The sequence below is a fragment of the Nitratireductor arenosus genome (genome assembly GCF_009742725.1).
Lineage (GTDB): Bacteria > Pseudomonadota > Alphaproteobacteria > Rhizobiales > Rhizobiaceae > Mangrovimarina > Mangrovimarina arenosa.
On record NZ_WPHG01000001.1, the window covers coordinates 241079 to 265813 of the forward strand.

Here is a 24735-nt window from a genome sequence, read left to right on the forward strand (position 1 = left end):
CCGCCGAAAGCAAGGCGGCGCGCCGCAAGGAGGATGGCGTCGTGGCCACCAGCATTGCCGAACTGATCGCGGACCGGATGGACGCCATGCCGACGGGCGAAAAACGCGCTGCGCAGACCCTGATCGCCAACTATCCCTTGATCGGGTTGAAGACCGTCGCCGATTTTTCGCATCAAGCCGGTGTCAGTTCACCGACCATCCTGCGTTTCGTCGCCAGGCTCGGTTTCCACAACTACGCCGAGTTCCAGTCGGCCCTTCAGGACGAGCTCGCCGCGCAACTCCAGTCGCCGCTCACGCGCACGGCACAGACCCCGCCCTCGCGCGGCAGGACGGCGCAGACGGTGGACGCGACGCTGGAAAACATCCACGGAACGTTCCAGCACGTCTCCGACCGCCAGATCCGCGACATCGTCACATTGTTGTCGAACCGGCGCTGCGGCATCCATCTGGTCGGCGGCCGCTTCACCGATCCAATCGCGCGCTACATGGCCGCCCACCTGACGATCATCCGCCCGAACGTCTCCCATCTCACCGGCCAGGAGAGCAACTGGCGCGACCGCCTGATCGACATGGGAAAGCGCGACGTGCTCGTGATCTTCGACATCAGACGCTATCAGGACAGCCTGCTGCACTTCGCCGAACTGGCAGCCAAACGCGGCATCCACATCGTTCTGGTAACGGATCAATGGCTGTCGCCGATCGCCCGCTTCTCGCGCCACGTCATCGCCGGGCGCACCGCGGTGCCGTCGGCCTGGGACTCTTCGGCCGCGCTGTTCGTGATCGCCGAAATCCTGATCGGGGAACTCACCCGCGCGCTGGAGACCGAGAGCCAGGGGCGTATCCGCGAGATGGAAGCGCTGCGCGGCGGCTGAGTCCAACGCGGCGAAGGCGATAAACATGGACAAGATTTAACATTTTTCGGCGTGCAGGCACGCCGGAGAATTGTCATAAAGACAGCCTATTGACCGTTTGCGGAACCGGCCTCGCCCGCGCGCTCGCCTTTTGACGGCGGCGTAGCGGGCGGAAGCAAGCAAAAATGGCGGGTGACCGGCGGTCCCGGAGTGATGGATGTCGATCTGGAAGCAAATTGCGCTGACCCTGCTGGTACTGCTTGTCACCGCGGCGGTATGGGTGCGGTTTTTCCCGGGCGCCGGCGAGCAACTTGCGCGCTGGGGCCTTGACTGGGTACCGGTGGCGGCGACCGAAACCGCCGGCGGTGACGGCCGCGCAGGCGGTCCAGCCCGCGGTCGTGGCGGCCGGCCAGCGCAAGCCGGGGTCGTGACCGGCCCCGTCCTGGAAAGCACCATCAATGACCGCCTCGTTGCCATCGGCACCGGACGCGCCGCGCGTTCCGTCACCGTGACCCCCTTTACCAGTGGCCGCATGACCGAATTGCTGGTCGAATCGGGCTCGCTCGTCGAGGCCGGCGAGGTGATCGCCCGGCTTGACGCGGAGGCCGAGCAGATCGCCTTCGATCGGGCCCGTATCGCGTTGCGCGATGCGGAAGCCCGGCTCGAGCGCGCGCGCGCGCTGCGAGCCTCCAACACCGCCAGCGCGGTCCAGGTCACCGATGCCGAACTCGCCGTCGACAATGCGCGCCTGGCGCTGCGCGACGCGCAACTGGAATTGTCGCGTCGCTCCGTCGCGGCCCCGATTGACGGCATTGTCGGCATCCTGCCGATCGCCGCCGGCAATTATGTCACTGCGCAAAGCGAAATCGCCTCGATAGACGATCGCTCGGAAATCCTGGTCGATTTCTGGATCCCCGAACGCTATGCCGGCTCGGTCTCCGTCGGCTCGCCGCTGACTGCCGCTGCCATCGCCCGCGCGGGCGAAACCATTCAAGGTAGTGTCAGCGCCGTCGACAACCGCATCGACGCCGAAAGCCGGACGCTGCACGTCCAGGCCCGCCTCGACAACACCGCCGACCGACTGCGCGCCGGCATGTCGTTCCATGTTTCCATGCGCTTTCCCGGCGACACCTATCCCGCCGTCGATCCGCTCGCGGTGCAATGGGGTGCCGACGGCGCTTTTGTGTGGGCGGTGCGCAACGGACGCGCCGAACGCGTCGCCGTTCGGATTGTCCAACGCAACGCCGACAGCATCCTCGTCGACGCGCCGCTGGCGCTTTCTGACGCCGTGGTCACGCAGGGCGTTCATGCCGTACGCGAGGGCGCGGAAGTCCGCTTGGCAAGCCGTGACGGCGAAGCCGCGGCACCCGAGACGGGAACGCCGCGCCCCGCCAGCGGCTCCTAAGCGGAACGGGGGCAATGAGCACGAAAACCGATCCCGAACTCGGCCTGACGGCGCTTTTCGTCCGCCGCCCCGTGCTTGCCTTCGTGATGAACACGCTGATTGCCGTGGCCGGCCTTGCCGCCCTGCTCGGTGTCGAGATCCGGGAACTGCCCGAAGTCGACCGGCCGGTGATCACCATTCGCACCGAATATCCAGGCGCCTCGGCCGAAACCATCGACCGCGAACTGACCGGCCTGATCGAGGGCGCCGTATCGCGGATCGCCGGCGTGAAATGGATATCGTCGTCGTCTTCCTTCGGTCGCAGCACGGTGACGGTTGAATTCAACGACACGGCCAATATCGACACGGCCGCCTCCGACATGCGCGACGCCCTCGGCCGGATCGCCCACGAACTGCCGGAGGACGCGGACGCCTCCCGTATCATCAAGGCGGATTCCAACGCCCAGCCGGTCATGCGGCTCGCCGTCACCTCGGCGACCATGTCGGTCCAGGACATGACGGTGCTGGTCGAAGACGAACTCGTCGACCAGCTCGCATCCGTCACCGGCGTCGCCGACATCCAGGTCTATGGCGAACGCGACAAGATCTTCCGCATCGACATCGACCCGGCCCGACTCGCCAGCCTTGGCCTGACCGTCGGCGACGTCCGCAACGCGCTGGCGTCGATGGCCTTCGACGCGCCGGCAGGTTCGCTGACCAGCAACACCCAGGACCTGATCGTGCGCGCTTCGGCAACGGTCGCCACGCCCGAAGCGTTCGAGAAGATCGTCGTCAAGGGCAATACCCGCCTCGGCGACTTCGCCTCTGTGACCCTGGGCAAGGATCTCGGCGAGACGCAATTACGCGCCAACGGCAAGACCGGCATCGGTATGGGCGTCATCCGCGCGGCCCAATCGAACACGCTCGAAATCTCGACCGGCATCCGCGAGGCGGCGGAGCGCATCCGCGAAAACCTGCCCGAGGGCGTATCGATCGACGTAACCAGCGACGACGCCACCTTCATCACCGGCGCCATCCACGAAGTCGAGATTGCGCTCGGCATCGCCGTCTCGGTCGTGCTTTTGATCATCTTCCTGTTCCTGTGGGATTTTCGCGCCACGATCATACCGGCCGTGGCGATCCCGGTCGCCCTGGTCGGCACGGTGGCCGCCATCTACCTCGTTGGCTTTTCGATCAATATCCTGACCCTTCTCGCGCTGGTGCTGGCGACCGGCCTGGTGGTCGACGACGCCATCGTGGTGCTGGAAAATATCGTCCGGCGTCGCAATCAGGGGCTCGGCCCGCGCGCGGCGGCCGTCTTGGGCACCGAGGAGGTGTTTTTTGCCGTCCTGGCAACCACTGCCACCTTGATCGCTGTCTTCGTGCCGCTGTCCTTCCTGCCCGGCCAGACCGGCGGCCTGTTCCGCGAATTCGGCTTCGTGCTGGCTATTTCCGTATTCCTGTCGTCGCTCGTGGCGTTGTCGCTGTGCCCGATGCTGGCCTCGCGCTTCCTGCGCACCAGCGAGCAGGCGCAGAACCACGGCGCGATGGGATCGCTCGGGCGCGGCCTGTCCGGGCTTTACGCGCGGGTGCTGCGCGTCTGCCTTGACGCGCCGCTTGTAGTCGTTGTCGTCTCGGCGCTAATCGCCGGATCGGCGGCCCTGCTCTATCCGACCATCAAGTCCGAACTGACACCACGCGAGGACCGCTCGCTGGCGTTCATGCGGGTCTCGGCACCGCAAGGCGTCAGCCTCGATTACTTCGCCGACCAGATGCTGCGTATCGAAGCCCTGCTCGCTCCGTTACAGGAAAACGGTGAGATCGAGAGCACATTTTCCATCGCCGGCTCCGGCGGATCCTCCAACAGCGGCTTTCTGGTGATGCGTCTCGCACCGTGGGACGCGCGCGCGCGCTCCCAGCAGGACATTCTCGACGAGGCCAACGCCCTGGTCGCTCAGGTGCCGGGCGTGCGCGCCTTCGCCTTCCAGCCCAACAGCCTGGGCATACGCGGCGCCGGCAGCGGACTGCAATTCGCCGTCGCAGGCGCCAATTACGCCGTGCTCAACGAAACCGCTTCCGCGATCGTAGCCGAGATGGAAAAAGACCCGCGCTTTCGCCAGGCGCGCCTGTCCAGCGACACCACCCAACCCCAACTCGCCGTCAGGATCGACCGCGAGCGCGCGAGCGACCTCGGCATCGAAATCGCCGGCATGGGCGAGGCGCTGCAGGCCATGCTCGACGGGCGCAAGATCGGCACGGTGTTCATCGACGACCGCAGCTTCGACGTGAAGCTGGTCTCCACCACCAATCCGATCAACGACCCCACCGATCTGGAAAACATCTTTCTGAAGACCCGCGACAACCGTTTCGTGCCGGTCTCCACCATCGCCACGCTGAGCGAGATGGCCGTGCCGCCATCGCTGTCGCGCGAGCAGCAGATGCGCGCCGTTTCCGTCACCTCCGCGCTCGACGCCGACTTCGCGCTCGGACCGGCCTATGAGCGCGCGCTGGAAATCGCCGAACCGCTGCTGCCGCCCGGCTACCGCATCATCCCGCTTGCCGAAACCGCCACGCTCGGCGAGCAGTCGGAAAGCATGATGACGACCTTCGGCTTCGCGATCATCATTATCCTCCTGGTGCTGGCGGCGCAGTTCGAAAGCTTCGTCAGTGCCCTCATCATCATGGCGACGGTGCCTCTCGGGCTCGCCTGCGCGGTTTTCGCCATGCTTTTGACCGGCACGACGCTGAACGTCTACAGCCAGATCGGCCTGGTGCTGCTGGTCGGTATCATGGCCAAGAACGGCATCTTGATCGTCGAGTTCGCCAATCAGCTCCGCGACCGCGGCCAGACCGTGCGCGAGGCTATCGAAAACGCCGCCAATGTCAGGCTGCGCCCGGTGATGATGACCATGATCTGCACGATCGTCGGCGGCGTGCCGCTGGTAATGGCGAGCGGGGCCGGCGCCGAAGCGCGGATCGCACTTGGCTGGGTGATCGTCGGCGGCCTCGGACTTGCAACGGTCTCGACCCTGTTTCTCACGCCGGTCGCCTATCTGCTGCTCGGCCACCTCGTGACGCCCAAGGCCGAGGAAGAGGCCAGACTGCACAGGGAGATCGATGAGGCGCGGCGTCCGGCGGCGACGCCTGGCGAGTAAAGTCGTTCCAATCGCATGGTAAAGGCCGCGCGACGATCGCCGCGCGGCCTCTATTCTTCAACTCATGCCGATCAGTTCGACTGAGACGGGTCGACGCGGCCGACCTCGACCCATTTGTCGCCCACGATCTTGGAAATGATGATCAGTTCGCCGCCCTGATGGTCGGCGCCGACATCGACCGGAACGTCGTTGACCACATCCTGGAACTTCACGCCTTCCATGGCTGTGCGGAAGCTTTCAGACGTCAGATCCTTTCCGGCGGCCTCAAGCGCCATGACCAGCGTCTTGGCCGCGCCGTAACCGAGCTGGGCGGCCGTGTCCGGTGCCTTGCCGGCATAAGCCTCGTAGCTTTCGGCCCACTGCTTGACCTCGGGAACATCCATCCTGGCCTCGAAATCGACCCAGCCCGCCGCTGCATAATAGCCTTCCGTCACCCCGCCTGGCACCTTGGCGACAGCGGTGTTGAAGCCAGCCGACGAACCGATGAAGGCGACGTCGGTCCAGCCGAGTTTCTTGGCCGTGCCGTAGGCGACGATGGTCTGTCGCACGCCAAGCGCAGTGGCGACGATGTCGCAGCCGGCATCCTTCAGCTTCTGGATCGAGCCGACGAAATCCTGTTCGTCAGGCTTGTGCGTGGTCTCCGCCGCCCAGGTCAGCCCGAGATCCTCGGCCTTGCTCTTGGCGCCCTCCTCGATCTCCTTGCCGAAATCGGAAGGAATATACATCGCGCACACTTCCTTGGCGTCGTCCTGCTTGACCAGGAACTCCACGCCAGCGCGGATCTGGTCGTAGTACGACGAGAAGCCGGTATATTTGTAAGTGGTATCGCCTTCGATCATCTGGCGCGCGGCCGTCAGCGGCGATACGTTCGCCACCTCTTTCGATTCCATGATCTTGAAACCGGCGATGTTGTGCGGCGTGCCCAGATTGAGCAGCATGGCGAAGACCTTGTCGGAATTCACCAGCTTGTTGAAATTCTGTACCGCCTTGGGCACCTGATAGCCGTGATCCTCGACGACGAAGCGGATCTTGCGTCCATGGATTCCGCCCTTTTCGTTGACCTCGTCGAACACCTGCTGCGCCGCCTTGATGGCGCCCACGTTGAAGGCGGCGAACACGCCGGACAGGTCACCGTTGGAACCGAGCACGATCTCGTCGTCGCTGACGCCCTGCGTGGCGTTGGCGGCCGAGGCCATCCCGGCCGCCATCGCGGCTGCGAGGATGGATCTGGTCAGTGTCTTCCTCATGGGTATTTCCTCCTTGGCAATTATGGTCAGGTTTTTGCATGGCCGGGCTGGCCATACATATCGTCGATCAGCTTTTTATGTTTTTGTTCGACAAAACTTCGCTTCAACTTCATCGTCGCGGTCAGTTCCTCATCTTCGGCCGTCAAGAGCACGTCGATCAAGCGGAAATCCTTGATCTGCTCGACACGGGCAAATTCGGCATTGGTCTCCGCGACGATGCCGGCGATGAGATCGCGCACTTCCTGCGCCGCGCACAGCGACTTGAAGTCGTTGAACGGCACGCGCCGGTCCTGCGCGAATTTCTCGACATTCTCCTGATCGATCATGATCAGGCTGGTCAGATATTTGCGCTTGTCGCCGATGATCACCGCGTCGGCGATGAACGGCGAGAACTTCAACCGGTTCTCGACCTCGGCCGGGGTGATGTTCTTACCGCCGGCGGTGATGATGATGTCCTTGACCCGTCCGGTGATCGTCAGAAAACCCTGATTGTCGAGCCGTCCGACATCGCCGGTCTTGAGCCAGCCGTCCTTAGTCACCGTCTCGGCCGTCTTGTCGGGTTTGTTCCAGTAACCCTTGAATACATTGGCGCCACGGTACTGGATCTCGCCCTCGGGCGAGATGCGGAGCTCGCCGCCAGGGACCGGCTGGCCGACCGTGCCGGTCTTGTTGTCTTCGATCAGATTAACCGAGATCACGCCGGCGCTTTCGGTCATGCCATAGCCTTCCAGCACGGTAATGCCGACGGCCCGGTACCATTTCAAAAGCGCCGGCGAGATTGGGGCCGCGCCCGTCGTCCCCCGCCTCAGCCGGTCAAAACCGAGCATGCGGCGCAGGTTCTTGAGCACCAGGAAATCCCAGATGGCGTAGGACATCCGCGTCGCAGCGGGAACCGTCTTCCCGTTTTCCAGCGCTTCGGCGCGTGCCATGCCGGCCGCGAGCGCGCGGCGGAAAGCCCATTTGCCGAGCGGCGTCGCCTCGTTGGCCATGATGGTGATGCGCGAATAGACCTTTTCCCACACGCGCGGCACCGCCGTGAACACGTGCGGCGAGACCTCGCGCAGATTGTCGAACACCGTCTCGGGACTTTCGGCGAAATTGACTGTCGAGCGCAGGCCGATCGGCGTGAAGACGCTGATCAGCCTTTCCAGGATATGGCACAGCGGCAGGAAACAGACCTGTTCGTCGGTTTCGTCGACGGGCAGCGTCAAGACCGCGCCGGCGATCGACACGATGATGTTTTCATGGCTGATCATCGCCCCCTTCGGCGGGCCGGTGGTGCCGGAGGTGTAGACCAGGATCGCCGTGTCGTCCGGTTTCGATCCGGCGATCTCCTCCTCGAAACGCTGGGGATTCCGCTTCAGGAAATCACGCCCGAGCCGGTAAAGCTCGTCGAGGAAGATCACCCTGTCGTCGGAAAAGCCGTGCAGGCCGTCGGCATCGTAGACGATCACCTTGGCAAGCCCCGGCATCCCATCCTTGACCGACAAGTACTTGTCGAGTTGCTCGTCGTTTTCCACGAACAGGAAGCGGCTATCGGAATCGTTGACCAGATATTGCAGCTGCTTTGCCGAATCGGTGGTGTAGACCCCAGACGCGATGCCGCCCACTGACTGGACGGCGAGGTCCGTGTAGATCCATTCCTTATTGTCCTCCGACAGGATCGACACCACCTCGCCGCGCTTTAGTCCGAGCGCGAGCAGGCCGAGCCCGATCAGCCTTGCATGCTCGTAAAAATCCTCCCAGGTGTAGGACAACCAGATGCCGAACTGCTTTTCACGATGCGCGACACGACCGCCCAGCTCCTGGCAGCGATGACGAAACAGCTTCACCAACGTGTCGCAACCGTCGAACACATACGGCCCCCGCGACAGGTCCGCGTTGAAACTATGCCCGTGAACCGTCTGTTGCGGAGGCAGTTTTTCGGCAATCGTCATTGCGTCCTCCCTGTTCAAGCGCGTCAGCGCCAAGTCTTTTTCTGCTTCCAGCGTTTCTGACCGCGTTGCGTCTCCTGCTGGACGCCGAGATAGAATTCCTGCACGTCCTTCGACTGCAGCAGGCGCTTTGCGTCGTCGGCCATGACGATACGCCCGAGTTCCATCACATAACCGTAATCGGCCACTTCCAGGGCGACCTTGGCGTTCTGCTCGACGAGCAGCATCGTCACCTTCCGCTCGCGATTGAGGCGGCGGATGATCCTGAAGATTTCCTTCACCAGCAGCGGCGACAGGCCAAGGCTCGGTTCGTCCAGCAGCATCAGCGTCGGACGCGCCATCAGCCCGCGGCCGATCGCCAGCATCTGCTGCTGGCCGCCCGACAGCGTGCCGGCGGCCTGCCGGCGCCGCTCGGCCAGGATCGGGAAATAGGAAAATACCATCTCCTCGTCGCGGCGCACTTCGCCAGCGTCGCTGCGGGTGAAGGCCCCCATTCTCAGGTTTTCCTCGACCGTCAGCAACGGAAACACCTCCCGTCCCTCCGGCACATGGACGATGCCCTTGCGCACGACGCTGTCGGGGCTCGCGCCGGCAATGTTTTCGCCGCGATAGACGATCTGCCCCTTTTCCGGGTCCATGACCCCGGAAATCGTCTTCATCAGTGTCGTCTTGCCGGCACCGTTGGCGCCGAGCACAGTCGCGATCTGGCCCTCGCGGACCTCCAGGCTGCAGCCGCGGATCGCCATGATCGGCCCGTAATAGCTTTCCAGGTTGCTGACCGTCAGCAAAGCCTGCGGCGCCTGAACGGGATGTGCCTGTGCTGCCGTGGCGCCGCTCATGCGACCTCCCTTTCCGCCGCGTCGTCGGCCGAGCCGATATAGGCCTCGATCACCTTGGGATCGCTCTGGACTTCCGCCGGCGTTCCGAGCGCCAGCATCATGCCGTCGGCCAGTGCAAGCACCCGGTCGGAGACCGAGGAGACGAGATGCATGTCGTGCTCGACCATCAAAACGGTGATGCCCATCTGGGTCTTGATGTCCTCGATCCAGAAGGCCACGTCCTGGGTTTCCTCCACCGAAAGGCCGGAGGCCGGTTCGTCGAGCAGCAGCAGCTTCGGTTCGATCGCGAGCGCCCGGCCCATCTCGACCACCTTGCGCACCCCGTAGGGCAGGCCCGCGATCATCTTCTCGCGATAGGGCTGCAGGTCGAGAAAATCGATCACCTTTTCAACCGCGGTGCGGTGGCGCCGCTCCTCCTCGCGCACGAAGGGGGTGAACAGTAGTTCCGAGACGAAGTTGGAGTGCCGGTGGCGATGGCGTCCGACAAGCAGATTCTGCAGGACGGTGGCCTGTTCGAACAGCTCGATGTTTTGGAAGGTGCGCGCGATCCCCAGCCCGGCGATCTCGTGCGGTTGGCGCGTCAGGATGCTCTTACCGTCGAAGCGGATGTCGCCCTCCGCAGGCTCGTAGAAGCGCGAAATCAGGTTGAAGATGGTCGACTTGCCGGCGCCGTTGGGGCCCACCAGCGCGAAAACCTCGCCCGCCTCGACCGAAAACGAGACCTGGTTGACCGCCACCACGCCGCCGAAACGAAGCGTGACATTGTCGATTTCGAGCAGGCTCATCGCATGCGCTCCGTCTTCAGATAGCTCTTCTGGCGCCTGAACATGTCGCGCCGGTAGAACGGGAAGAGCTCGAAATAGGTCCTGATCTTCACCCAGCGGCCGTAAATGCCCATCGGCTCGAACAGAATGAATCCGATCAAGATGGCGCCGAAGATCGCCGATTCCAGCCCCGGTATGGCGATCGACCCGCTGCCGGTCAGACCGGTGAGGAAATCGCGCCCCATCGCGATCGCTTGCGGCATCAACGCCACCACGATCGCGCCGAAAAACGCGCCATGGATGGAACCGAGCCCGCCGATGACGATCATCATCAGAAGCTGGATCGAGATGATGATGTTGAAGGTCTCGTTGTTGAAGATGCCGGCGAAATGGCCCATCAGCGCCCCGGCCAGACCAGTGATCGCAGTCGATATGCCGAAGGAAACCGCCTTGGTGCGGGCGATGTTGACACCCATCGCCTGCGCCGAGACTTCCGAATCGCGCACCGCGGCGAAAGAGCGGCCGAGTGGCGAGCGCAGCAGGTTGCGATAGGCGAGTACCACCAGGATCGTGACGATCAGCACCAGCCAGTAGAACCGCTCCGGATTGCCGTAGCGATCGATCTCCAGTCCGAAAATGCTGATCGTCGGCGCGAACAGGCCGACCACGCCGTTGGTCAGCGGTTCGGCGATGACGATCAGGTCGTCGGTGAGAATCGAGATCGCCAGCGTGCCGATAGCCAGATAGATGCCATGCAGCTTGGTGGTCGGGATGGCGATCAGGACGCCGGCCAGCCCGGCGATCACGCCGGCCAGCGGAAAGGACAGGATGAAGGGCAGTCCCAGCCTTTCCTGCAAAAGTACGTTGGCATAGCAGCCGACGGCGAGGAAAGCGGCATGGCCGAGGCTCGCCTGGCCTGTCTGGCCGACCAGGACCATCAGCCCCATGCCGGCGATCGCCCAGATCAGCAGGTTGGTCATCTCGCCGACCCAGAACGTGTCGAAGAACAGCGGCAGCAAGACCACCAGCACGGTCAAAAGCAGATACCACACCGCCTGGTTGCCATGGCGGAAATAATTGATGTCGGCGTCGTAGGACGTCTTGAAAACGATTCTCATGGCCGCGCTACACCTTCTTCCGATGGACCTGGGCGAGAATGCCGTGTGGTCGGAAGATGAGAATCAGGAACAACAGCAGATAGGGCATGATCTGCGAATAGCCGGCGGCGATGTAGTAGGACGAGAACGGCTCGATCAGCCCGACGATCAGCCCGCCAAGCAGCGCGCCGGGCAGCGAGCCGAACCCGCCGATCACCGCCGCGGCGAAAGCCTTGATGCCGAGCAGGCCGATCGAGGGGTCGATCGAGCCCTTCGAGGCGAACAGGATGCCGGCAATGGCGGCAACCGCGCCGGCAAGCCCCCAGATCAGCGAATGTACGCGCATCACCGGTATGCCCATATAATAGGCGGCGAGCTGGTTCTGCGAGGCGGCCTGCATCGCAACGCCGAGCTTGGTGCGGTTGAAGTAGAAATAGAGTGCGATCGTGAGGATCAGCGTGACGGCGATGATCATCACCTCGTCGAGGCCGAGCACCAGCCCGCCGAAACGCACATCCTTGCCGGCGATCGGCGATTCCAGCGAGATCGGCTCATGCCCCCAGATCAACCCGGCGAAAAAGCGCAGCACGAAGCCGAGCGCGATGGTGAGGATGACGATCGCGATCTGGGACTGGCCGAACATGCGCCTGAGCACGAACAGGTCGAGCAGATAGCCGAACACACCCATCAGCACGATCGCGATCGGTACCGACAGCCAGAACGGCCAGCCGAGGAAGTCTTGATTGGTCAGGCCAAGCGCGATGAAGGCGCCGAGCATCATGAAGTCGCCCTGGGCGAAATTCACGGCTTCGGTCGCCTTGTAGATCAGGACGAACCCCAAGGCGATCAGGCCGTAGACGCACCCATTGGCGAGGCCGCTTACAACAAGCTGCAAGACGTCCAAGACGTTCTCCTCCCATCACCGTCACGGTCTTCGCCGTGTTTTTTTTAACCGTACCAGCGACTTGCCTGTTCCCGCAAGCAAACTCGCCCACTTTCGTCAGGGTGCGATAAACACCTTGCCGTTCGGCTTGGCGAGTTCGCCCGGCACGCGCGCGATCGCCTCGTCGAGCGGCACGACCGCCGTGACGTCCGTCGACCAGCGCCCGTCGGCGAACCGCTTCTGCGCCTCCATGACAACCCCGACCCTGCGCTCGGGCGCGGCGGCGCGCAACCAGTTCGTAAGCCAGAAGCCCTCGATGCGCTTGTGCATGAAGATCAGTTGTCCCGGCTCCGGGATCGGCGTCGTCTCGGTGTCGAGCCGGCCATAGACGATCCAGCGCCCCCGCTTCGGCATGGCGTTGAATATCCGGCCGGCCAGCGGCCCGGTCACCGCGTCGAGAAAGATTCGCGGCTGCTCCTTCTTCATCACCGCCTTCAGCGCCGCATCGAAATCGGGCGCCGTCGCATTGAGCACATGCGCCGCGCCGGCCTTTTCCAGCAGCGCAATCTGGTCGTCGCGGCGTACGATGGCGATCGGCCGGTACCCTTCCTCGGCCGCCACGCCCATGATCAGCTTGCAAAGCTGGCTCGCCGCGGCCGTCAGCACGAACGCCTTCTCCCCCTCCTCCTTGACGATCCCAAACATGGCGAGCGCGGTCAGCGGGTTAACGATCATGGCGGCGCCGTCGACGTCGTTGACGCCGTCAATCAGCGGAATGCAGGCCGCCGCCTCGGCGATCGCGTAATCGGCCCACGAACCCCAGTTCGACAGGCCGGTCGGAAAGGCGACACGTGCGCCGACAAGTTTTTGCCCGGCAGCGTCCGAACCGGCCGCGACGACCTCGCCGACGCCCTCGAAACCGGCCGGCTGGCCCTTGTGGCGCGGCTGGCCGTAGAGCCCTTTGACGAACATGACATCCGACGGGTTGATCGACGCCGCCCTGACCTTCACCAGCACCTGGCTCGGGCCGGGCTCGGGCACGCCGATCTCGCCCAGTTCGACGAAGGACGCCATGTCGGCAAGCGAGGCATCCGACGGCGCGGCGGAATAGCCGTCATGTTTCAGCAAAAGCGCCCGCATGGTGGCTGGTATCGTCATGTGACGTGCCTCTCGGGTTTCAGGATGAGCTTGCCGGCCGCGCCGCGGTTCATCACCCGCGCGAGCACCGCCGGGGCGTCGGCGAGCCGATATTCGCCCTCGATCACCGGCTTGACCTTGCCGTCAAGGTACCAGCCGACAAGTTCGCGCATGTTGGCGGCATAGGCGGCAGGGTCCCTGGCTGTGAACGCGCCCCAGAAGACGCCGACGACGCTGAATCCCTTGACCAAAGCGAGATTGACGGGAAATTTCGGGATCGTGCCGGAGGCGAAGCCGATCACCAAAAGCCGACCGCCCCAGCCCATGGCGCGCGCCAATGCGTCGAAAGCCTCGCCGCCGACCGGGTCGTAGCCGACGTCGACCCCCTTGCCGCCTGTCGCCTCTTTCAGCGTCTCCTTGAGATTGTCGTAGCCGAGCACCAGATCGGCGCCCGCATCGAGGGCGATCCGGCGTTTTTCCTCACTGGAGGCGACGGCGATTACCCGCGCGCCCATCGCCTTGCCGATCTGCACGGCCGCAAGCCCCGTCGCGCCGGCCGCGCCGAGCACGCACAATGTCTCGCCTGCAACGAGCTTGCCGCGCTGCTTGAGGGCGTGGTGCGACGTCCCGAAGCCGCACAGCAGCGCGCAGGCGTCGGCGTCGCTCATCCCGTCGGGCAACCGCATCACCGTGTCTTCGTGCGCGGCGACCTTCTCGGCATAGGCGCCGTGCGAGGAGACCGACGCGACCCGATCGCCGACCTTGACGGTGGTCACCGCATCGCCGACCGCTGTCACCGTGCCCGCCACCTCCATGCCCGGCACGAACGGCACTGGCGGCTTCATCTGATAAAGCCCCTGCACGAGCAGCCCGTCGGGATAGTTGACGCCGATCGCGTCGGCCTCGATCACCACCATATGGCCGCTCGCCTCCGGCTCCGGCCAGTCGGCATATTCGAGCCGGTCGAGCGGGGCAAAATCGCGGGCAACGATCGCTTTCATGACGCCGTCACACCTTTTCCTGCGTGTATTTCTTCAACTCGACCCGTGCCACCTGCCGGCGATGCACCGCGTCCGGTCCGTCGGCGAGGCGCAGCGTGCGCAAATGCGTCCACGAGCGCGCGAGCGGGGTGTCCTGGCTGATGCCCTGGCCGCCAAACATCTGGATCGCCTCGTCCGTCACCTTTAGCGCCACCCTGGGCGCGACCACCTTGATCTGGCTGATCCAGGGCGCGGCGGCGCGCGGGTCGCCCCGATCCATCATCCAGGCGGCCTTGAGGCACAACAGCCGCGCCATCTCGATCTCCATCCGGCATTCGGCGATGATGTCGTAATTGGCACCGAGCTGGGCAAGCGGCTTGCCGAACGCCTCGCGGCGCATGGAGCGCCGGCACATTTGCTCCAGCGCCATCTCGGCCTGGCCGATGGCGCGCATGCAGTGGTGGATGCGGCCGGGTCCGAGCCGGCCCTGCGCGATCTCGAAGCCGCGCCCTTCGCCGAGAAGGAGATTTTCGGCCGGAACCCGGACATTCTCGAATTTGAGGTGCAGGTGGCCGTGCGGCGCATCGTCCTCGCCATAGACATGCATCGCCCTGAGCTTGATGATGCCGGGCGTGTCGGCCGGCACCAGGATCATGGAATGGCGCTGATGTTTCGGCCCGTCCTCGGCGGTCTTCACCATCACCACATAGATCGCGCAGCGCGGATCGCCAGCACCCGACGACCACCATTTCTCACCGTTGAGCACATAGTCGGCACCGTCGCGCTCGCAGCTCATGGCGATGTTGGTCGCGTCGGAGGACGCGACGTCGGGCTCGGTCATCAAATAGGCCGAGCGGATGCGGCCCTCCAGCAGCGGCGCCAGCCAGGTGCGCTTGTGGTCCTCGGAACCGTAACGCTCCAGAACCTCCATATTGCCGGTATCCGGCGCGGAGCAGTTGAACGTCTCCGCCCCCAGATGCGCTTTGCCCATCTCCTCGGCCAGATAGGCGTATTCGACGGTCGACAGGCCGTAGCCGCGGTTCGACTCCGTCAGCCAGAAATTCCACAGACCGCGCTCGCGCGCCTTGGCCTTCAGGCCTTCCAGAATTTCGGTCTGGCGCGCCGTGTAGCTCCACCGGTCGCCGTCCCTGCCGACTTCGGCCAGAAACTCCCCGTCGAGCGGCATGATCTCCTCGCGCACCATGCGCGCGACCTTGTCGTGGATCGGTTTCAGCCGCTCGGTCATGCCGAGATCCATAATGCTCATGTCGGGTTTTCCTGTGTTCCACGAAGCCCGCCCTGGGCGAAATCGACGACCTGACGGGCGATGACCTCGATATCGGAGCGGGTTTCGCCGACGCGTGGCGAATACCAGAAGATCGGCGAGTTGAGCGTCATGAACATCAACTGATTGGCGATGCTCATGTCCTCGAACCGGAATACCCCCTCCTCGCGCCCCTGCAACAAGGTCTCGCGAAACAGCTTGCCATAGGTGCTGCGATATTCCAGCAGCTCGTTAAAAACCTCGCGCTGGGCGGGCGTGGTCGCGCCGCGCAGATGCATTTCGACCCCGATCCACACCGCGCGCTGGAACGGCTTGGTGTCGATCATCTGCAGCACATGCACCATCGCCATCTTGCGCCAGCGCGGCAGCGCCGGACCCGGCAGGTGGCGGTAGGGTTCGACGGCCTGGTAGTTCATGTCCATGCCGGCGCGGAAGACCTCGGCGAACAGATCGGCCTTGGACGGAAAATGATGATAGATCCGGCCCTTCGTGGCACCGAGACTGCGCGCCACGTCGTCGATCGACGTGCTGGCGTAGCCGCGTTCCATGAAACAGGTCGCCGCCGCGCGCAAAATGTCGGCGCGTGAGCTGTCGACAACGTGTTCGCGAACGCCAAGCGACATTGCCCGCACGACCTCCCTGTCCGCCCTTTTATCGTTTCGGCACAAGACCGAAGGGCTCTTTACTGGCAGGGCAATGATGAACATACTACCGAGTATGTTGTCAATGCGGACTCACATGGGCGGGCCGCGAAGGGGAGAAAGATGGCTTATCTGGACGAACTGTTTTCGGTGGCCGGCAAGCGCGCCCTGATCACCGGCGCGGCGAGCGGCATCGGCCGCATGGCGGCGACCGCGCTGGTGCGCGCTGGCGCCGAGGTCTACATCGCCTCGCGCCGGCCGGAGGAATGCGAGAAGGTGGCCGGCGAGCTGAACGCGCTCGGCTGCGCGGGCAAGGCGGAAGGCTTTGCCGGCAACGTCGGCAGCGAGGAGGGGGTGAACGCGCTCGCCGAAGCGGTGCGAGCACGCACCGACCACCTGCACATCCTGATCAACAATGCCGGGCTGAGCTGGGGGGAGCCGCTGGACACTTTCCCCTATCACGCCTGGGCCCGGGTGCTGAACGTCAATGTGACCGGTCTGTTTCACCTGACCCGCAGCCTTTTGCCGCTGCTCGAAAACGCCGCGACCGACAACGATCCGGCGCGCATCATCAATCTCGGATCGGTGATGGGTACCCAGCCGATCGCAGACGGGGCCTATTCCTACACCGCCTCCAAGGCCGCCGTGCATCATCTGACCCGGACGCTGGCCTACGAACTCGCCGGCCGGCATATAACCGTCAACGCGTTCGCGCCCGGCCCTTTCCAGAGCCGCATGACGGCTTTCGCTACCGGCACCGACGAAAAGGCCGCCAGGGTCGGCAGCAGGGTGCCGATCGGAAGAATCGGCAATCCGGATGACATTGCCGGCGCAACGCTTTATCTGTGCGCAAAGGCTGGGAGTTATGTCACCGGCGCGATCCTGCCGATTGACGGTGGGCAGTCCGTGCAGCATGGCATGTCTCTGTTCAAGGAACCGGATTGATACGCGACTGATGAGCAAGGAACCGCTGGAACCCGTCGACACCGATCACCTGACCGCCGCGATCGGGACCGAAATCGGCATTTCCCCGTGGCGGACGGTTTCGCAACGCATGATCGATCAGTTCGCCGATGCGACCGACGATCACCAATTCATCCATGTCGATCCCGCGCGGGCAGCAAGCGAGACACCTTATGGTGGTACGATCGCGCACGGCTTTCTGTCGCTGTCGCTGCTGTCGGCGCTTGCCTACGAGACGCTTCCTCCGCTCAAGAACACGGTGATCGGCATCAATTACGGCTTCGACCAAGTCCGCTTCAAGGCGCCGGTCAAGGCCGGCGCGCGCGTGCGGGCCCGGTTTTTCCTTGCCAATGCCAATATCCGCCCCTCCGGCTGGGTCGAGATCGCCTATGACATAACGATCGAGATCGAAAACTCGAAAAAACCGGCCCTGACCGCGCGCTGGCTTACCCTTTCCCAGCTTCAAAGAGTGGACAAGGCATCGTGACCGACCCGAACCTCCTCGACCCCGAGACCCTCGCCCCGTATCTCGAAAAGCATGTTCCCGGATTCGAAGGGCTGGAGGAAATCGAGAAGTTCCAGACCGGCCAGTCAAATCCAACCTATATGATTGCCGCCAGGTCCGGCCGCTACGTGCTGCGCGCCAAGCCGCCTGGCAAGCTGTTGAAATCGGCGCATCAGGTCGACCGCGAATTCCGGGTCATGGCCGCACTCGGCAAAGCCGGTTTCCCGGTCCCCAAAGTGCTTCATCTGTCGCAGGAAAGTTCGCCGATCGGGCGCATGTTCTACGTGATGGGGTTCATCGAGGGCCGGATTTTCTGGGATCCGGCCTTGCCGGAGGCCGCGGACAATGGCGAGCGCACGGCGATCTACGATGCGATGAACGCCACGCTCGCAGCACTCCACGACATCGACATCGACAAGGCCGGGCTTGCGGATTTCGGCCGGCCCGGCAGCTATTTCGAGCGCCAGTACGGCCGCTGGAGCAGCCAGTACCGGGCGTCGGAGACCGAAAAGGTGGAGGACATGGAACGGCTCGTCGCCTGGCTCGCCGAGGCGCAGCCCGACGACGACGGCCAGTTTTCGCTCGTACATGGCGACTTCAGGCTCGACAATATGATGTTCGCGCCGGACCGCCCGGTCGTGCTCGCCGTGCTGGACTGGGAGCTCTCCACGCTCGGCCACCCGCTGGCCGACCTCGCCTATCAATGCATGCAGTGGCGCCTGCCGCACAGTTCCGGCTTTCGCGGCCTCGACGGCGTCAACCGCGCCGCCCTCGGCATCCCGAGCGAGGAGGACTATGTCGCGCGCTATTGCGAACGTCGCGGCATCGGCGCGATCGACGACTGGACCTATTACCTCGCCTTCTCCTTTTTCCGGCTCGCCGCGATCTGCCAGGGCGTCTACAAGCGCTCGCTCGACGGCAACGCCTCCAACCCGGAAAAGGCGCGCATGTATGGCGAGGCCGTTCGGCTGCTCGCCGGACTCGCGATGAAGCGGATCAACGGGGGGAAATGATGGCGCGGTTCTCCGATCAGGTCGTGCTCGTCACCGGCGCCACCGGCGGTTTCGGCCGCCGCACCGCCGAACGCCTGGCCGAAGACGGTGCGACGCTCGTCCTGTCGGATGTCGACGAAACCGGCCTGGCCGCATTCGCCGGCTCACTCTCTTGCCCGACTGCGGTCCTGGCCGGCGACATCGCCGAGGAAAGTCTGTCGGAACGATTGGTGGCGCTCGCCGTCGAACGCTTCGGCCGGCTCGACATCGCCATCAACAATGCCGGCATCGCGCAAAGCTATGTCAAGCTTGCGAGCGTGCCGAGCGAGGAGGCACGACGCATTATCGACATCGATCTTATGGGCGTGTTTTTTGCCATGAAGCACCAATTGCCGCAGATGGAGCGGCAGCGGCGCGCCACGGGCCGGGCCGGCGCAATCGTTAACATCGCCTCCGTCGCCGGCGTCGCCGGCGCCCCGCGCCTTTCCGTATATGCCGCGGCCAAGCACGGCGTCGTCGGGCTCACCCGCTCGGGCGCGGCCGAATATGCCGCCAAGGGGATTCGCGTCAACGCGGTCTGCCCCTCCTATGCCCGCACCAATATGGTGCAGGATTTCGTCAGGATGACCGGACTTGGCGAAGACGAGGCGATCGAGCAACTGACCCGGGGCGTGCCGATGAAACGCGTCGCCGAAATCGACGAGGTGGTGGAGGTGATCCTGTTCGCCGCCGACCCGAAAAACAGCTTCATGACCGGCCACACGCTTTCCGTCGACGGCGGCATCGCCGCGTTGTGATCTTGTTGTCGACGACGCCGTCAAAAGCCGCCCGAGCGCACCCGTAGCAACGGCCATGGTTCGCCCTAACGGGGCGGCGATAGGAGGATAAGATGCAGTTTGCCCTGCTTTGCTACCACTCTCAGGCCCAAACCAGTTGCCTGAGCGACGAGGATGAGGCGGCTATGATGGCGCGTGTGCGCGCGGCCGAGGACAAGATCCGCACCAAGGCCCGAATCGGACCGAGCCTACGCCTCAAGCCGACGACGGCGGCGCATTTCGTCAAGGCCGGCGACGACCCGATGGTGGTCGACGGACCCTATGCCGAGACCAAGGAGCAACTGCTCGGCTTCTGGATCATCGAGTGCGACACGCTCGACGAGGCGATCGAGGCCGGCAAGCATCTGGCGCGCGAGCGCGAGGTCGGCGGCATCGAGGTACGCCCGCTGCTCGCCTTCAATCCCTGACATCTGCAGCACGGCCGCCATCGTCTGAGCCGCGCAAGCCGCCCACATAGCGGGCGTGAAAGCGGCGATAGCCGTTTTCCGTCACCTTCAGATGGGCTTCGGCCAAGTCATGAAACTCCGGCAGCTTGTGGAACGGCACCACCGGATAGGCGTGGTGTTCGGCATGATAGGGCATGTTCCAGGCGACCCAGCGCACTAGCCGGTTGGTGTAGGTGGTGCGGGTGTTTTCCAGCATGTTGGCCACGAACGGGCAGCGCCCGTGCTCGGCGAGCAGATAAAGCCGCAGGAAGGGCTGGCCGACCACAGCCGGAATCACCCAGATAAATAGCAGGACGCCCGACCCGGCGGCAATCGACAGCCCGGCCAGCAAGCCATACAGCACCAGCGTGACGCGCGCCTCGCGCACCACCCTGCCCCGGGCGTTGCCGGGGACGAAATCGCCATCGACTCGCCCCGCCGCGTTGCGCACCAGGGTGGTCGCCAGCGACCGCCACAGCGGCAGGCCCGACACATGCACCATATAACCGCCCAGGCTTTCAGGCTTCGGCGCGGCCAGTTCGGGATCGCGTTTCGGGTCCTGCGTATGGCGATGATGGGCGAAATGGAAATAGCGAAACCAGGTGGCGGGGATCGCGATCAGAAAGCCGCAGATCTGCGCGACCCGTTGGTTGAACCAGTCGGTGCGAAAGGCGGTGCCGTGGATGGTTTCGTGCTCGAGCGTAAACAGGAACACGATCAGGATGCCCTGGACCGGCACCAGCACCGGCCACAACGGCGCCCGCGCCGCGATCAGCAGGCCGAGCCCGGCGATCGACCCGAAATGCACGCAAAGCCGCACGAGCCCCGGCCGGTCGGACTTTTCGGTCAGCGCACGACGTTGCGCGCGCGACAGCGCGGCAAGCAGCTGACGGTGGTCGAGGCGGACGTCGTGCATGAAGACCGGTCCGATTGCCGGACAAAGCCTACACGTCGCGCGCCGCCTCGGCCAGAAACGCGTAGGCGTACTCGGCGAAGGAGCGCCACACCTCGACATGGAAAGCCCGTTCGCTGGTGCGCCACAGCACGATCTCGACCTTGCCCAGAACCGTACGCGAACAGGCCCCGACCGGAAAGGCGGCAAGCGACAGGTCCTGCGGACAGCCGGCGGCAAGACAGGTTTCCGCCCCGTCCCCGGCGACCAGGATCGCGACGTTGCGATGCGACACGTCGACGGCCGAATGGAGCGCCTTCGCCCAGCCGGCGGCGGCCGGCAGATCGGCGCCGTCCTCGTCGATCACCAGCCATTCGTCCGGTCCCAGCCACAGTGCGACCCGGCCGCCCGATTTCGCCCGTGCCGATGTCTTGGGCTTGCGTGGAACGCCGACGCCGAGCGCCCGCGAGACCGAGTTGAGGGCGTCCTCGCCCGCGCGCAGCGCAAGCCGCGCCGCCGGCGGTCCAGGCGTGACACTGACGCGCTCGCGCGTCGTCGACAGCCCGGCCAGCTTTTCGCGGCGCATAGCCTTCAGATCGCGGTTTGCCACGTCAGCCATGCACCCGCTCCCCTTTTTCGTCGAAAAAGACGGTCTGTCCGATCTCCGCCGCGATCGCCCCGTTGGGCATCGGTACGTAAACGGTTTCGCCCATCCGCGCGCGACCGTCCGCGATCAGGGCAAGCGCGATCGAACGGCCGCAGTTCTGCGACCAGTAGGACGATGTGACGTGACCGATCATCGTCATCGGCACCGGCTGGTTCGGGTCGGCGACGATCTGCGCGCCCTCCTCCAGAACGATATTCGGATCCCGGGTTCTCAGGCCGACGAGTTGTTTGCGCCCGGCGGCCATCAGGTCCGGTCGCCGCAAGCCGCGTATGCCGACGAAATCGGTCTTCTTCTTGCCGATTGCCCAGGCGAGACCGGCATCGTCGGGCGTCACAGTCCCGTCGGTGTCCTGGCCGACGATGATGAACCCCTTTTCGGCGCGCAGGACATGCATGGTCTCGGTGCCGTAGGCACAGGCGCCGTTTTTTTCGGCCTCGGTCCACAGCGCCTCCCAGACCGCCTCGCCGTAATCGGCCGGGACATTGACCTCAAAGCCCAATTCGCCGGAAAAAGACATGCGGAACAGCCGGGCCGGCACGCCACAGACTTGCCCCTCGCGCACCGACATGTGCGGCAAGGCGGCGTCGGCAAGGTCGATACCCTCGACGAACGGCGCAATGATGTCGCGCGATTTCGGCCCCTGGACGGCGATCACAGCCCATTGTTCCGACACCGAGGTCAGCCACACCTTGAGATGCGGGAACTCGGTCTGGAGATAGTCCTCCATGTGATTGAGCACCCGCGCCGCGCCGCCTGTCGTGGTGGTGACGTGGAACCGGTCTGGCGCCAGCCGCCCGACGACGCCGTCATCGTAGACAAAACCGTCCTCGCGCAGCATCACGCCGTAGCGGCAACGGCCCGGCTCCAGCTTCTGCCAGGGATTGGTGTAAAGCAGCTCCATGAAGGCCGCCGCGTCCGGGCCGACCACCTCGATCTTGCCGAGCGTGGAGGCGTCGAACAGGCCGGCGGTCTGCCGCACCGTGGCGCATTCCCGGTTGACCGCCTCGTGCATGTCCTCGCCCGCGCGCGGATAATACCAGGGCCGTTTCCACTGGCCGACATCCTCGAACACCGCCCGGTGCTTTTCGTGCCAGTCATGCATGGCGGTCTTGCGCGTCGGGTCGAACAGCGCCCCGCGCGCCTGATTGACGAGCGCGCCGAAAGTGACCGGCGTATAGGGCGGACGAAACGTGGTCAGCCCAACCTCGTGCATCTCCTTGCCGAGCGCGTCGGCCGCGATCGCCAGCCCGTGCAGGTTCGACGTCTTACCCTGATCAGTGGCCATGCCGTTGGTGGTGAAGCGCTTGACATGCTCGATCGAGCGCATGCCCTCGCGCACCGCCTGGCGGATATCCTTGGCCGTGACGTCGTTCTGGAAATCGACGAACGCCTTCACCGCAGCGTCGGCGCCGGCGCCCGGCGCAACGCCGGGCATGCCGCCCGACCAGCCCTCCGACGCGTCGACCCTGGGCGCCTTGGTTGCCTTGGCCCTGGCACCCGTCGCACGGCCGGCCCGTTCACCCGCCGCGGCCGCTTCCTTCAGCGCGGCGGCCAGGTCGTCGGTGCCGTTGCAGGCGCCGACCGAAACGCAGTCCTGCGGATAGGCGTCCGGCAGGAACCGTTGCGTTGACGCATCGAAAGCCACCTTGCCGCGCGACTGCGAATAAAGGTGAACCGAGGGCGTCCAGCCAGACGAGGTCAAGAGCGCGTCGATCGCGATCCGGCGCGATGGCCCGCCGGTGCGCGGCGTAACGGTCATCGAGCTGACCCGTGTACGGCCGTCGACACCGATGACGGCCCGGCCCGGCAGGACGTCGATACCGAGCCCGCGCGCCTCCTCGTAGAGCGCGCCCTTCGGCGTTTCGCGTAGATCGACGATCGCCGCGATCGCGACGCCGGCCCGTTTCAGGTCGATCGCCGCCGCATAGGCGGAATCGTTGCCCGCATAGACGCCGACATTACGGCCGACGCAGACCCCGTAATGGTTGAGATAGGTGCGCGCGGCCGAGGCGAGCATGATGCCGGGCCGGTCATTGTCGGCGAACACCATATGCCGCTCGATCGCGCCGGTCGCCAGCACCACCCGCCTGGCCCGCACCTGCCACAGCCGCTCGCGCGGCCGGTCACCAGGCTCGGCCAGGTGATCGCCGACGCGCTCGGCGAGCGCGACGAAATTCTGAGCGTAATAGCCGAATGCGGTCGTGCGCGTCAGTACGCGCACATTGTCCATCCCGGCGAGCCGGGCCGTGGCCTTTTGCGCCCAGGCCCAGCCTTCCTCGCCGTCGATGCGCGCGCCGGTTTCAAACCGCATCGCCCCGCCGGGCGCGGCCTGCTCGTCGCAGATGATGACGCGCGCGCCGGTTTCGGCCGCGGTAAGCGCCGCCGCAAGCCCGGCCGCGCCGCCGCCCACGACCAGCACATCGCAATGGGCGTAGCGCGCGGCGTAACGGTCTGGATCGGGCCTGTCGGGGGCAACTCCCAGCCCGGCCGCGGCACGGATCTTGGGTTCGTAGAACGCCGCCCACGCCGCCTTCGGCCACATGAAGGTCTTGTAGTAGAAACCGGCCGAAAAGAAGGGCGAGAACAGGTCGTTGATCGCGCCGATGTCGAAAGCAAGCGACGGCCAGCGGTTTTGTGACACCGCCGTCAGCCCGTCATAGACCTCCTGGACGGTCGCACGCACGTTGGGCGTCCTGCGCGCGGCGTCCCGGTGGACGCCGACCAGCGCGTTCGGCTCCTCGGTGCCGGCCGACAGAACGCCGCGCGGCCGATGATATTTGAACGACCGCCCGACCAGATGGACATCGTTGGCAAGCAGCGCGGAGGCGAGCGTGTCGCCCTCCAGCCCCTGATAGGAACGGCCGTCGAAGGAGAAGGCAAGCCGCCCGGCGGCCGAAAGCCGGCCGGTCCCGGCGATGCGATTGGCGCCGACCATCAGCGTTTGTCCTTTCCGCCCGTCGCCGCGCCGGCGAATTTCGCCGCGTCGGGCTTTTTCCTGCCCGCCTTGTAGGTGGCGAAGAACCGGTCGCTCACCGTGTCCCGCACAGCGTTGAAAAAACGCCCGCAGCCGTGAATATGACGCCAGCGCTCATAGGCGATCCCGCGTGGATTGGCGCGGATGAAGAAATAGCCCTCGAAGGCCTCGTCGCTTTCTGCGGTTATCTCGACCGGACGCGCGACATGCGCCTCGCCGGCATGGCGGAACTCGAGCTCCGGCCGTTCTTCCTCACAATAGGGGCAGTGAATTAGAAGCATCGC

At 64.7% G+C, this 24735-nt stretch carries 22 protein-coding genes; 8 read left to right on the forward strand and 14 right to left on the reverse strand.

All coding sequences use genetic code 11. The annotated features are described in order from the left end of the window. Positions 1–41: 41 nt before the first annotated feature. From GN330_RS01150 to GN330_RS01160, 3 genes are all read left to right on the forward strand, one after another. Complete coding sequence (locus GN330_RS01150; protein WP_343040135.1) at positions 42–872, forward strand: MurR/RpiR family transcriptional regulator; 831 nt, start codon at positions 42–44, stop codon at positions 870–872. A 196-nt stretch (positions 873–1068) separates the two neighbouring features. Further along, complete coding sequence (locus tag GN330_RS01155; protein ID WP_156710735.1) at positions 1069–2256, forward strand: efflux RND transporter periplasmic adaptor subunit; 1188 nt, start codon at positions 1069–1071, stop codon at positions 2254–2256. 14 nt (positions 2257–2270) lie between these two features. Next, positions 2271–5390 (forward strand): efflux RND transporter permease subunit, encoded by a 3120-nt coding sequence (locus tag GN330_RS01160; RefSeq protein WP_156710736.1) that lies wholly within the window; start codon positions 2271–2273, stop codon positions 5388–5390. Between the two features lie 71 nt (positions 5391–5461). Here the strand turns inward: GN330_RS01160 and GN330_RS01165 are convergent, their stop codons facing one another. The 10 genes from GN330_RS01165 to GN330_RS01210 form a co-directional block, all read right to left on the reverse strand. Then, the gene (locus GN330_RS01165) at positions 5462–6637 is read right to left on the reverse strand and encodes an ABC transporter substrate-binding protein (RefSeq protein WP_156710737.1); all 1176 of its coding nucleotides are present in this window, start codon (positions 6635–6637) and stop codon (positions 5462–5464) included. A 26-nt stretch (positions 6638–6663) separates the two neighbouring features. Next, positions 6664–8574, reverse strand: coding sequence for an AMP-dependent synthetase/ligase (locus GN330_RS01170; RefSeq protein WP_156710738.1), 1911 nt, complete (start codon positions 8572–8574; stop codon positions 6664–6666). A gap of 23 nt (positions 8575–8597) precedes the next feature. Continuing rightward, positions 8598–9410, reverse strand: a complete 813-nt coding sequence (locus tag GN330_RS01175; protein ID WP_156710739.1) for an ABC transporter ATP-binding protein — start codon at positions 9408–9410, stop codon at positions 8598–8600. Further along, positions 9407–10195, reverse strand: coding sequence for an ABC transporter ATP-binding protein (locus tag GN330_RS01180; RefSeq protein WP_156710740.1), 789 nt, complete (start codon positions 10193–10195; stop codon positions 9407–9409). The genes GN330_RS01175 and GN330_RS01180 overlap by 4 nt, the downstream gene beginning before the upstream one ends. Then, on the reverse strand, positions 10192–11292 hold the full coding sequence (locus GN330_RS01185) for a branched-chain amino acid ABC transporter permease (protein ID WP_156710741.1): 1101 nt from the start codon (positions 11290–11292) through the stop codon (positions 10192–10194). Before GN330_RS01185 ends, GN330_RS01180 begins: the two co-directional genes overlap by 4 nt. Positions 11293–11299: 7 nt before the next feature. Next, a complete protein-coding gene (locus tag GN330_RS01190) occupies positions 11300–12175 on the reverse strand; it encodes a branched-chain amino acid ABC transporter permease (protein WP_156710742.1) in 876 nt (291 codons plus the stop codon). Positions 12176–12271: 96 nt separating this feature from the next. Continuing rightward, entirely contained in the window at positions 12272–13312 is a 1041-nt protein-coding gene (locus GN330_RS01195; RefSeq protein ID WP_156710743.1) for a zinc-binding dehydrogenase, read from the reverse strand. Further along, positions 13309–14292: an NADPH:quinone oxidoreductase family protein gene (locus GN330_RS01200; RefSeq protein ID WP_156710744.1), complete on the reverse strand. Its 984-nt coding sequence runs from the start codon at positions 14290–14292 to the stop codon at positions 13309–13311. Before GN330_RS01200 ends, GN330_RS01195 begins: the two co-directional genes overlap by 4 nt. 7 nt (positions 14293–14299) lie before the next feature. Then, complete coding sequence (locus GN330_RS01205; RefSeq protein ID WP_156710745.1) at positions 14300–15538, reverse strand: acyl-CoA dehydrogenase family protein; 1239 nt, start codon at positions 15536–15538, stop codon at positions 14300–14302. Next, positions 15535–16179: a TetR/AcrR family transcriptional regulator gene (locus GN330_RS01210; protein WP_197434980.1), complete on the reverse strand. Its 645-nt coding sequence runs from the start codon at positions 16177–16179 to the stop codon at positions 15535–15537. The genes GN330_RS01205 and GN330_RS01210 overlap by 4 nt, the downstream gene beginning before the upstream one ends. A 141-nt stretch (positions 16180–16320) precedes the next feature. Here GN330_RS01210 and GN330_RS01215 point away from each other — a divergent pair, with 141 nt between their 5' ends. The 5 genes from GN330_RS01215 to GN330_RS01235 all read left to right on the forward strand — a co-directional run bounded on the left by GN330_RS01215 (position 16321) and on the right by GN330_RS01235 (position 19900). Then, positions 16321–17142, forward strand: coding sequence for an SDR family oxidoreductase (locus tag GN330_RS01215; protein ID WP_156710747.1), 822 nt, complete (start codon positions 16321–16323; stop codon positions 17140–17142). Positions 17143–17152: 10 nt separating this feature from the next. Then, positions 17153–17647 (forward strand): MaoC family dehydratase, encoded by a 495-nt coding sequence (locus tag GN330_RS01220; RefSeq protein ID WP_156710748.1) that lies wholly within the window; start codon positions 17153–17155, stop codon positions 17645–17647. Next, positions 17644–18678, forward strand: a complete 1035-nt coding sequence (locus GN330_RS01225; protein ID WP_343040138.1) for a phosphotransferase family protein — start codon at positions 17644–17646, stop codon at positions 18676–18678. The genes GN330_RS01220 and GN330_RS01225 overlap by 4 nt, the downstream gene beginning before the upstream one ends. Beyond that, positions 18678–19454, forward strand: coding sequence for an SDR family NAD(P)-dependent oxidoreductase (locus tag GN330_RS01230; protein WP_156710750.1), 777 nt, complete (start codon positions 18678–18680; stop codon positions 19452–19454). The genes GN330_RS01225 and GN330_RS01230 overlap by 1 nt, the downstream gene beginning before the upstream one ends. Positions 19455–19546: 92 nt before the next feature. Further along, on the forward strand, positions 19547–19900 hold the full coding sequence (locus GN330_RS01235) for a YciI family protein (protein ID WP_156710751.1): 354 nt from the start codon (positions 19547–19549) through the stop codon (positions 19898–19900). Here the strand turns inward: GN330_RS01235 and GN330_RS01240 are convergent. From GN330_RS01240 to GN330_RS01255, 4 genes are read right to left on the reverse strand one after another with little or no spacing between them, the layout of a single operon-like run. Beyond that, positions 19890–20834, reverse strand: a complete 945-nt coding sequence (locus GN330_RS01240) for a fatty acid desaturase family protein (RefSeq protein ID WP_156710752.1) — start codon at positions 20832–20834, stop codon at positions 19890–19892. The two genes, GN330_RS01235 and GN330_RS01240, sit on opposite strands and share 11 nt — an antisense overlap. A 28-nt stretch (positions 20835–20862) precedes the next feature. Continuing rightward, on the reverse strand, positions 20863–21429 hold the full coding sequence (locus tag GN330_RS01245) for a sarcosine oxidase subunit gamma (protein WP_156710753.1): 567 nt from the start codon (positions 21427–21429) through the stop codon (positions 20863–20865). After that, complete coding sequence (locus GN330_RS01250) at positions 21422–24412, reverse strand: sarcosine oxidase subunit alpha (RefSeq protein ID WP_156710754.1); 2991 nt, start codon at positions 24410–24412, stop codon at positions 21422–21424. The genes GN330_RS01245 and GN330_RS01250 overlap by 8 nt, the downstream gene beginning before the upstream one ends. Continuing rightward, a complete protein-coding gene (locus tag GN330_RS01255) occupies positions 24412–24732 on the reverse strand; it encodes a sarcosine oxidase subunit delta (RefSeq protein ID WP_156710755.1) in 321 nt (106 codons plus the stop codon). Before GN330_RS01255 ends, GN330_RS01250 begins: the two co-directional genes overlap by 1 nt. Positions 24733–24735: the final 3 nt, after the last annotated feature.

What these genes read in the sequence shown, in the direction of transcription:
- GN330_RS01155 (WP_156710735.1), top strand. Translation starts at nt 1,069, where the DNA reads ATGTCGATCTGGAAGCAAATTGCGCTGACCCTGCTGGTACTGCTTGTC.
- GN330_RS01160 (WP_156710736.1), top strand. Translation starts at nt 2,271, where the DNA reads ATGAGCACGAAAACCGATCCCGAACTCGGCCTGACGGCGCTTTTCGTC.
- GN330_RS01165 (WP_156710737.1), bottom strand. Translation starts at nt 6,637, where the DNA reads ATGAGGAAGACACTGACCAGATCCATCCTCGCAGCCGCGATGGCGGCC.
- GN330_RS01170 (WP_156710738.1), bottom strand. Translation starts at nt 8,574, where the DNA reads ATGACGATTGCCGAAAAACTGCCTCCGCAACAGACGGTTCACGGGCAT.
- GN330_RS01175 (WP_156710739.1), bottom strand. Translation starts at nt 9,410, where the DNA reads ATGAGCGGCGCCACGGCAGCACAGGCACATCCCGTTCAGGCGCCGCAG.
- GN330_RS01180 (WP_156710740.1), bottom strand. Translation starts at nt 10,195, where the DNA reads ATGAGCCTGCTCGAAATCGACAATGTCACGCTTCGTTTCGGCGGCGTG.
- GN330_RS01185 (WP_156710741.1), bottom strand. Translation starts at nt 11,292, where the DNA reads ATGAGAATCGTTTTCAAGACGTCCTACGACGCCGACATCAATTATTTC.
- GN330_RS01195 (WP_156710743.1), bottom strand. Translation starts at nt 13,312, where the DNA reads ATGACGATACCAGCCACCATGCGGGCGCTTTTGCTGAAACATGACGGC.
- GN330_RS01200 (WP_156710744.1), bottom strand. Translation starts at nt 14,292, where the DNA reads ATGAAAGCGATCGTTGCCCGCGATTTTGCCCCGCTCGACCGGCTCGAA.
- GN330_RS01205 (WP_156710745.1), bottom strand. Translation starts at nt 15,538, where the DNA reads ATGAGCATTATGGATCTCGGCATGACCGAGCGGCTGAAACCGATCCAC.
- GN330_RS01210 (WP_197434980.1), bottom strand. Translation starts at nt 16,179, where the DNA reads ATGTCGCTTGGCGTTCGCGAACACGTTGTCGACAGCTCACGCGCCGAC.
- GN330_RS01215 (WP_156710747.1), top strand. Translation starts at nt 16,321, where the DNA reads ATGGCTTATCTGGACGAACTGTTTTCGGTGGCCGGCAAGCGCGCCCTG.
- GN330_RS01220 (WP_156710748.1), top strand. Translation starts at nt 17,153, where the DNA reads ATGAGCAAGGAACCGCTGGAACCCGTCGACACCGATCACCTGACCGCC.
- GN330_RS01230 (WP_156710750.1), top strand. Translation starts at nt 18,678, where the DNA reads ATGGCGCGGTTCTCCGATCAGGTCGTGCTCGTCACCGGCGCCACCGGC.
- GN330_RS01235 (WP_156710751.1), top strand. Translation starts at nt 19,547, where the DNA reads ATGCAGTTTGCCCTGCTTTGCTACCACTCTCAGGCCCAAACCAGTTGC.
- GN330_RS01240 (WP_156710752.1), bottom strand. Translation starts at nt 20,834, where the DNA reads ATGCACGACGTCCGCCTCGACCACCGTCAGCTGCTTGCCGCGCTGTCG.
- GN330_RS01245 (WP_156710753.1), bottom strand. Translation starts at nt 21,429, where the DNA reads ATGGCTGACGTGGCAAACCGCGATCTGAAGGCTATGCGCCGCGAAAAG.
- GN330_RS01250 (WP_156710754.1), bottom strand. Translation starts at nt 24,412, where the DNA reads ATGGTCGGCGCCAATCGCATCGCCGGGACCGGCCGGCTTTCGGCCGCC.
- GN330_RS01255 (WP_156710755.1), bottom strand. Translation starts at nt 24,732, where the DNA reads ATGCTTCTAATTCACTGCCCCTATTGTGAGGAAGAACGGCCGGAGCTC.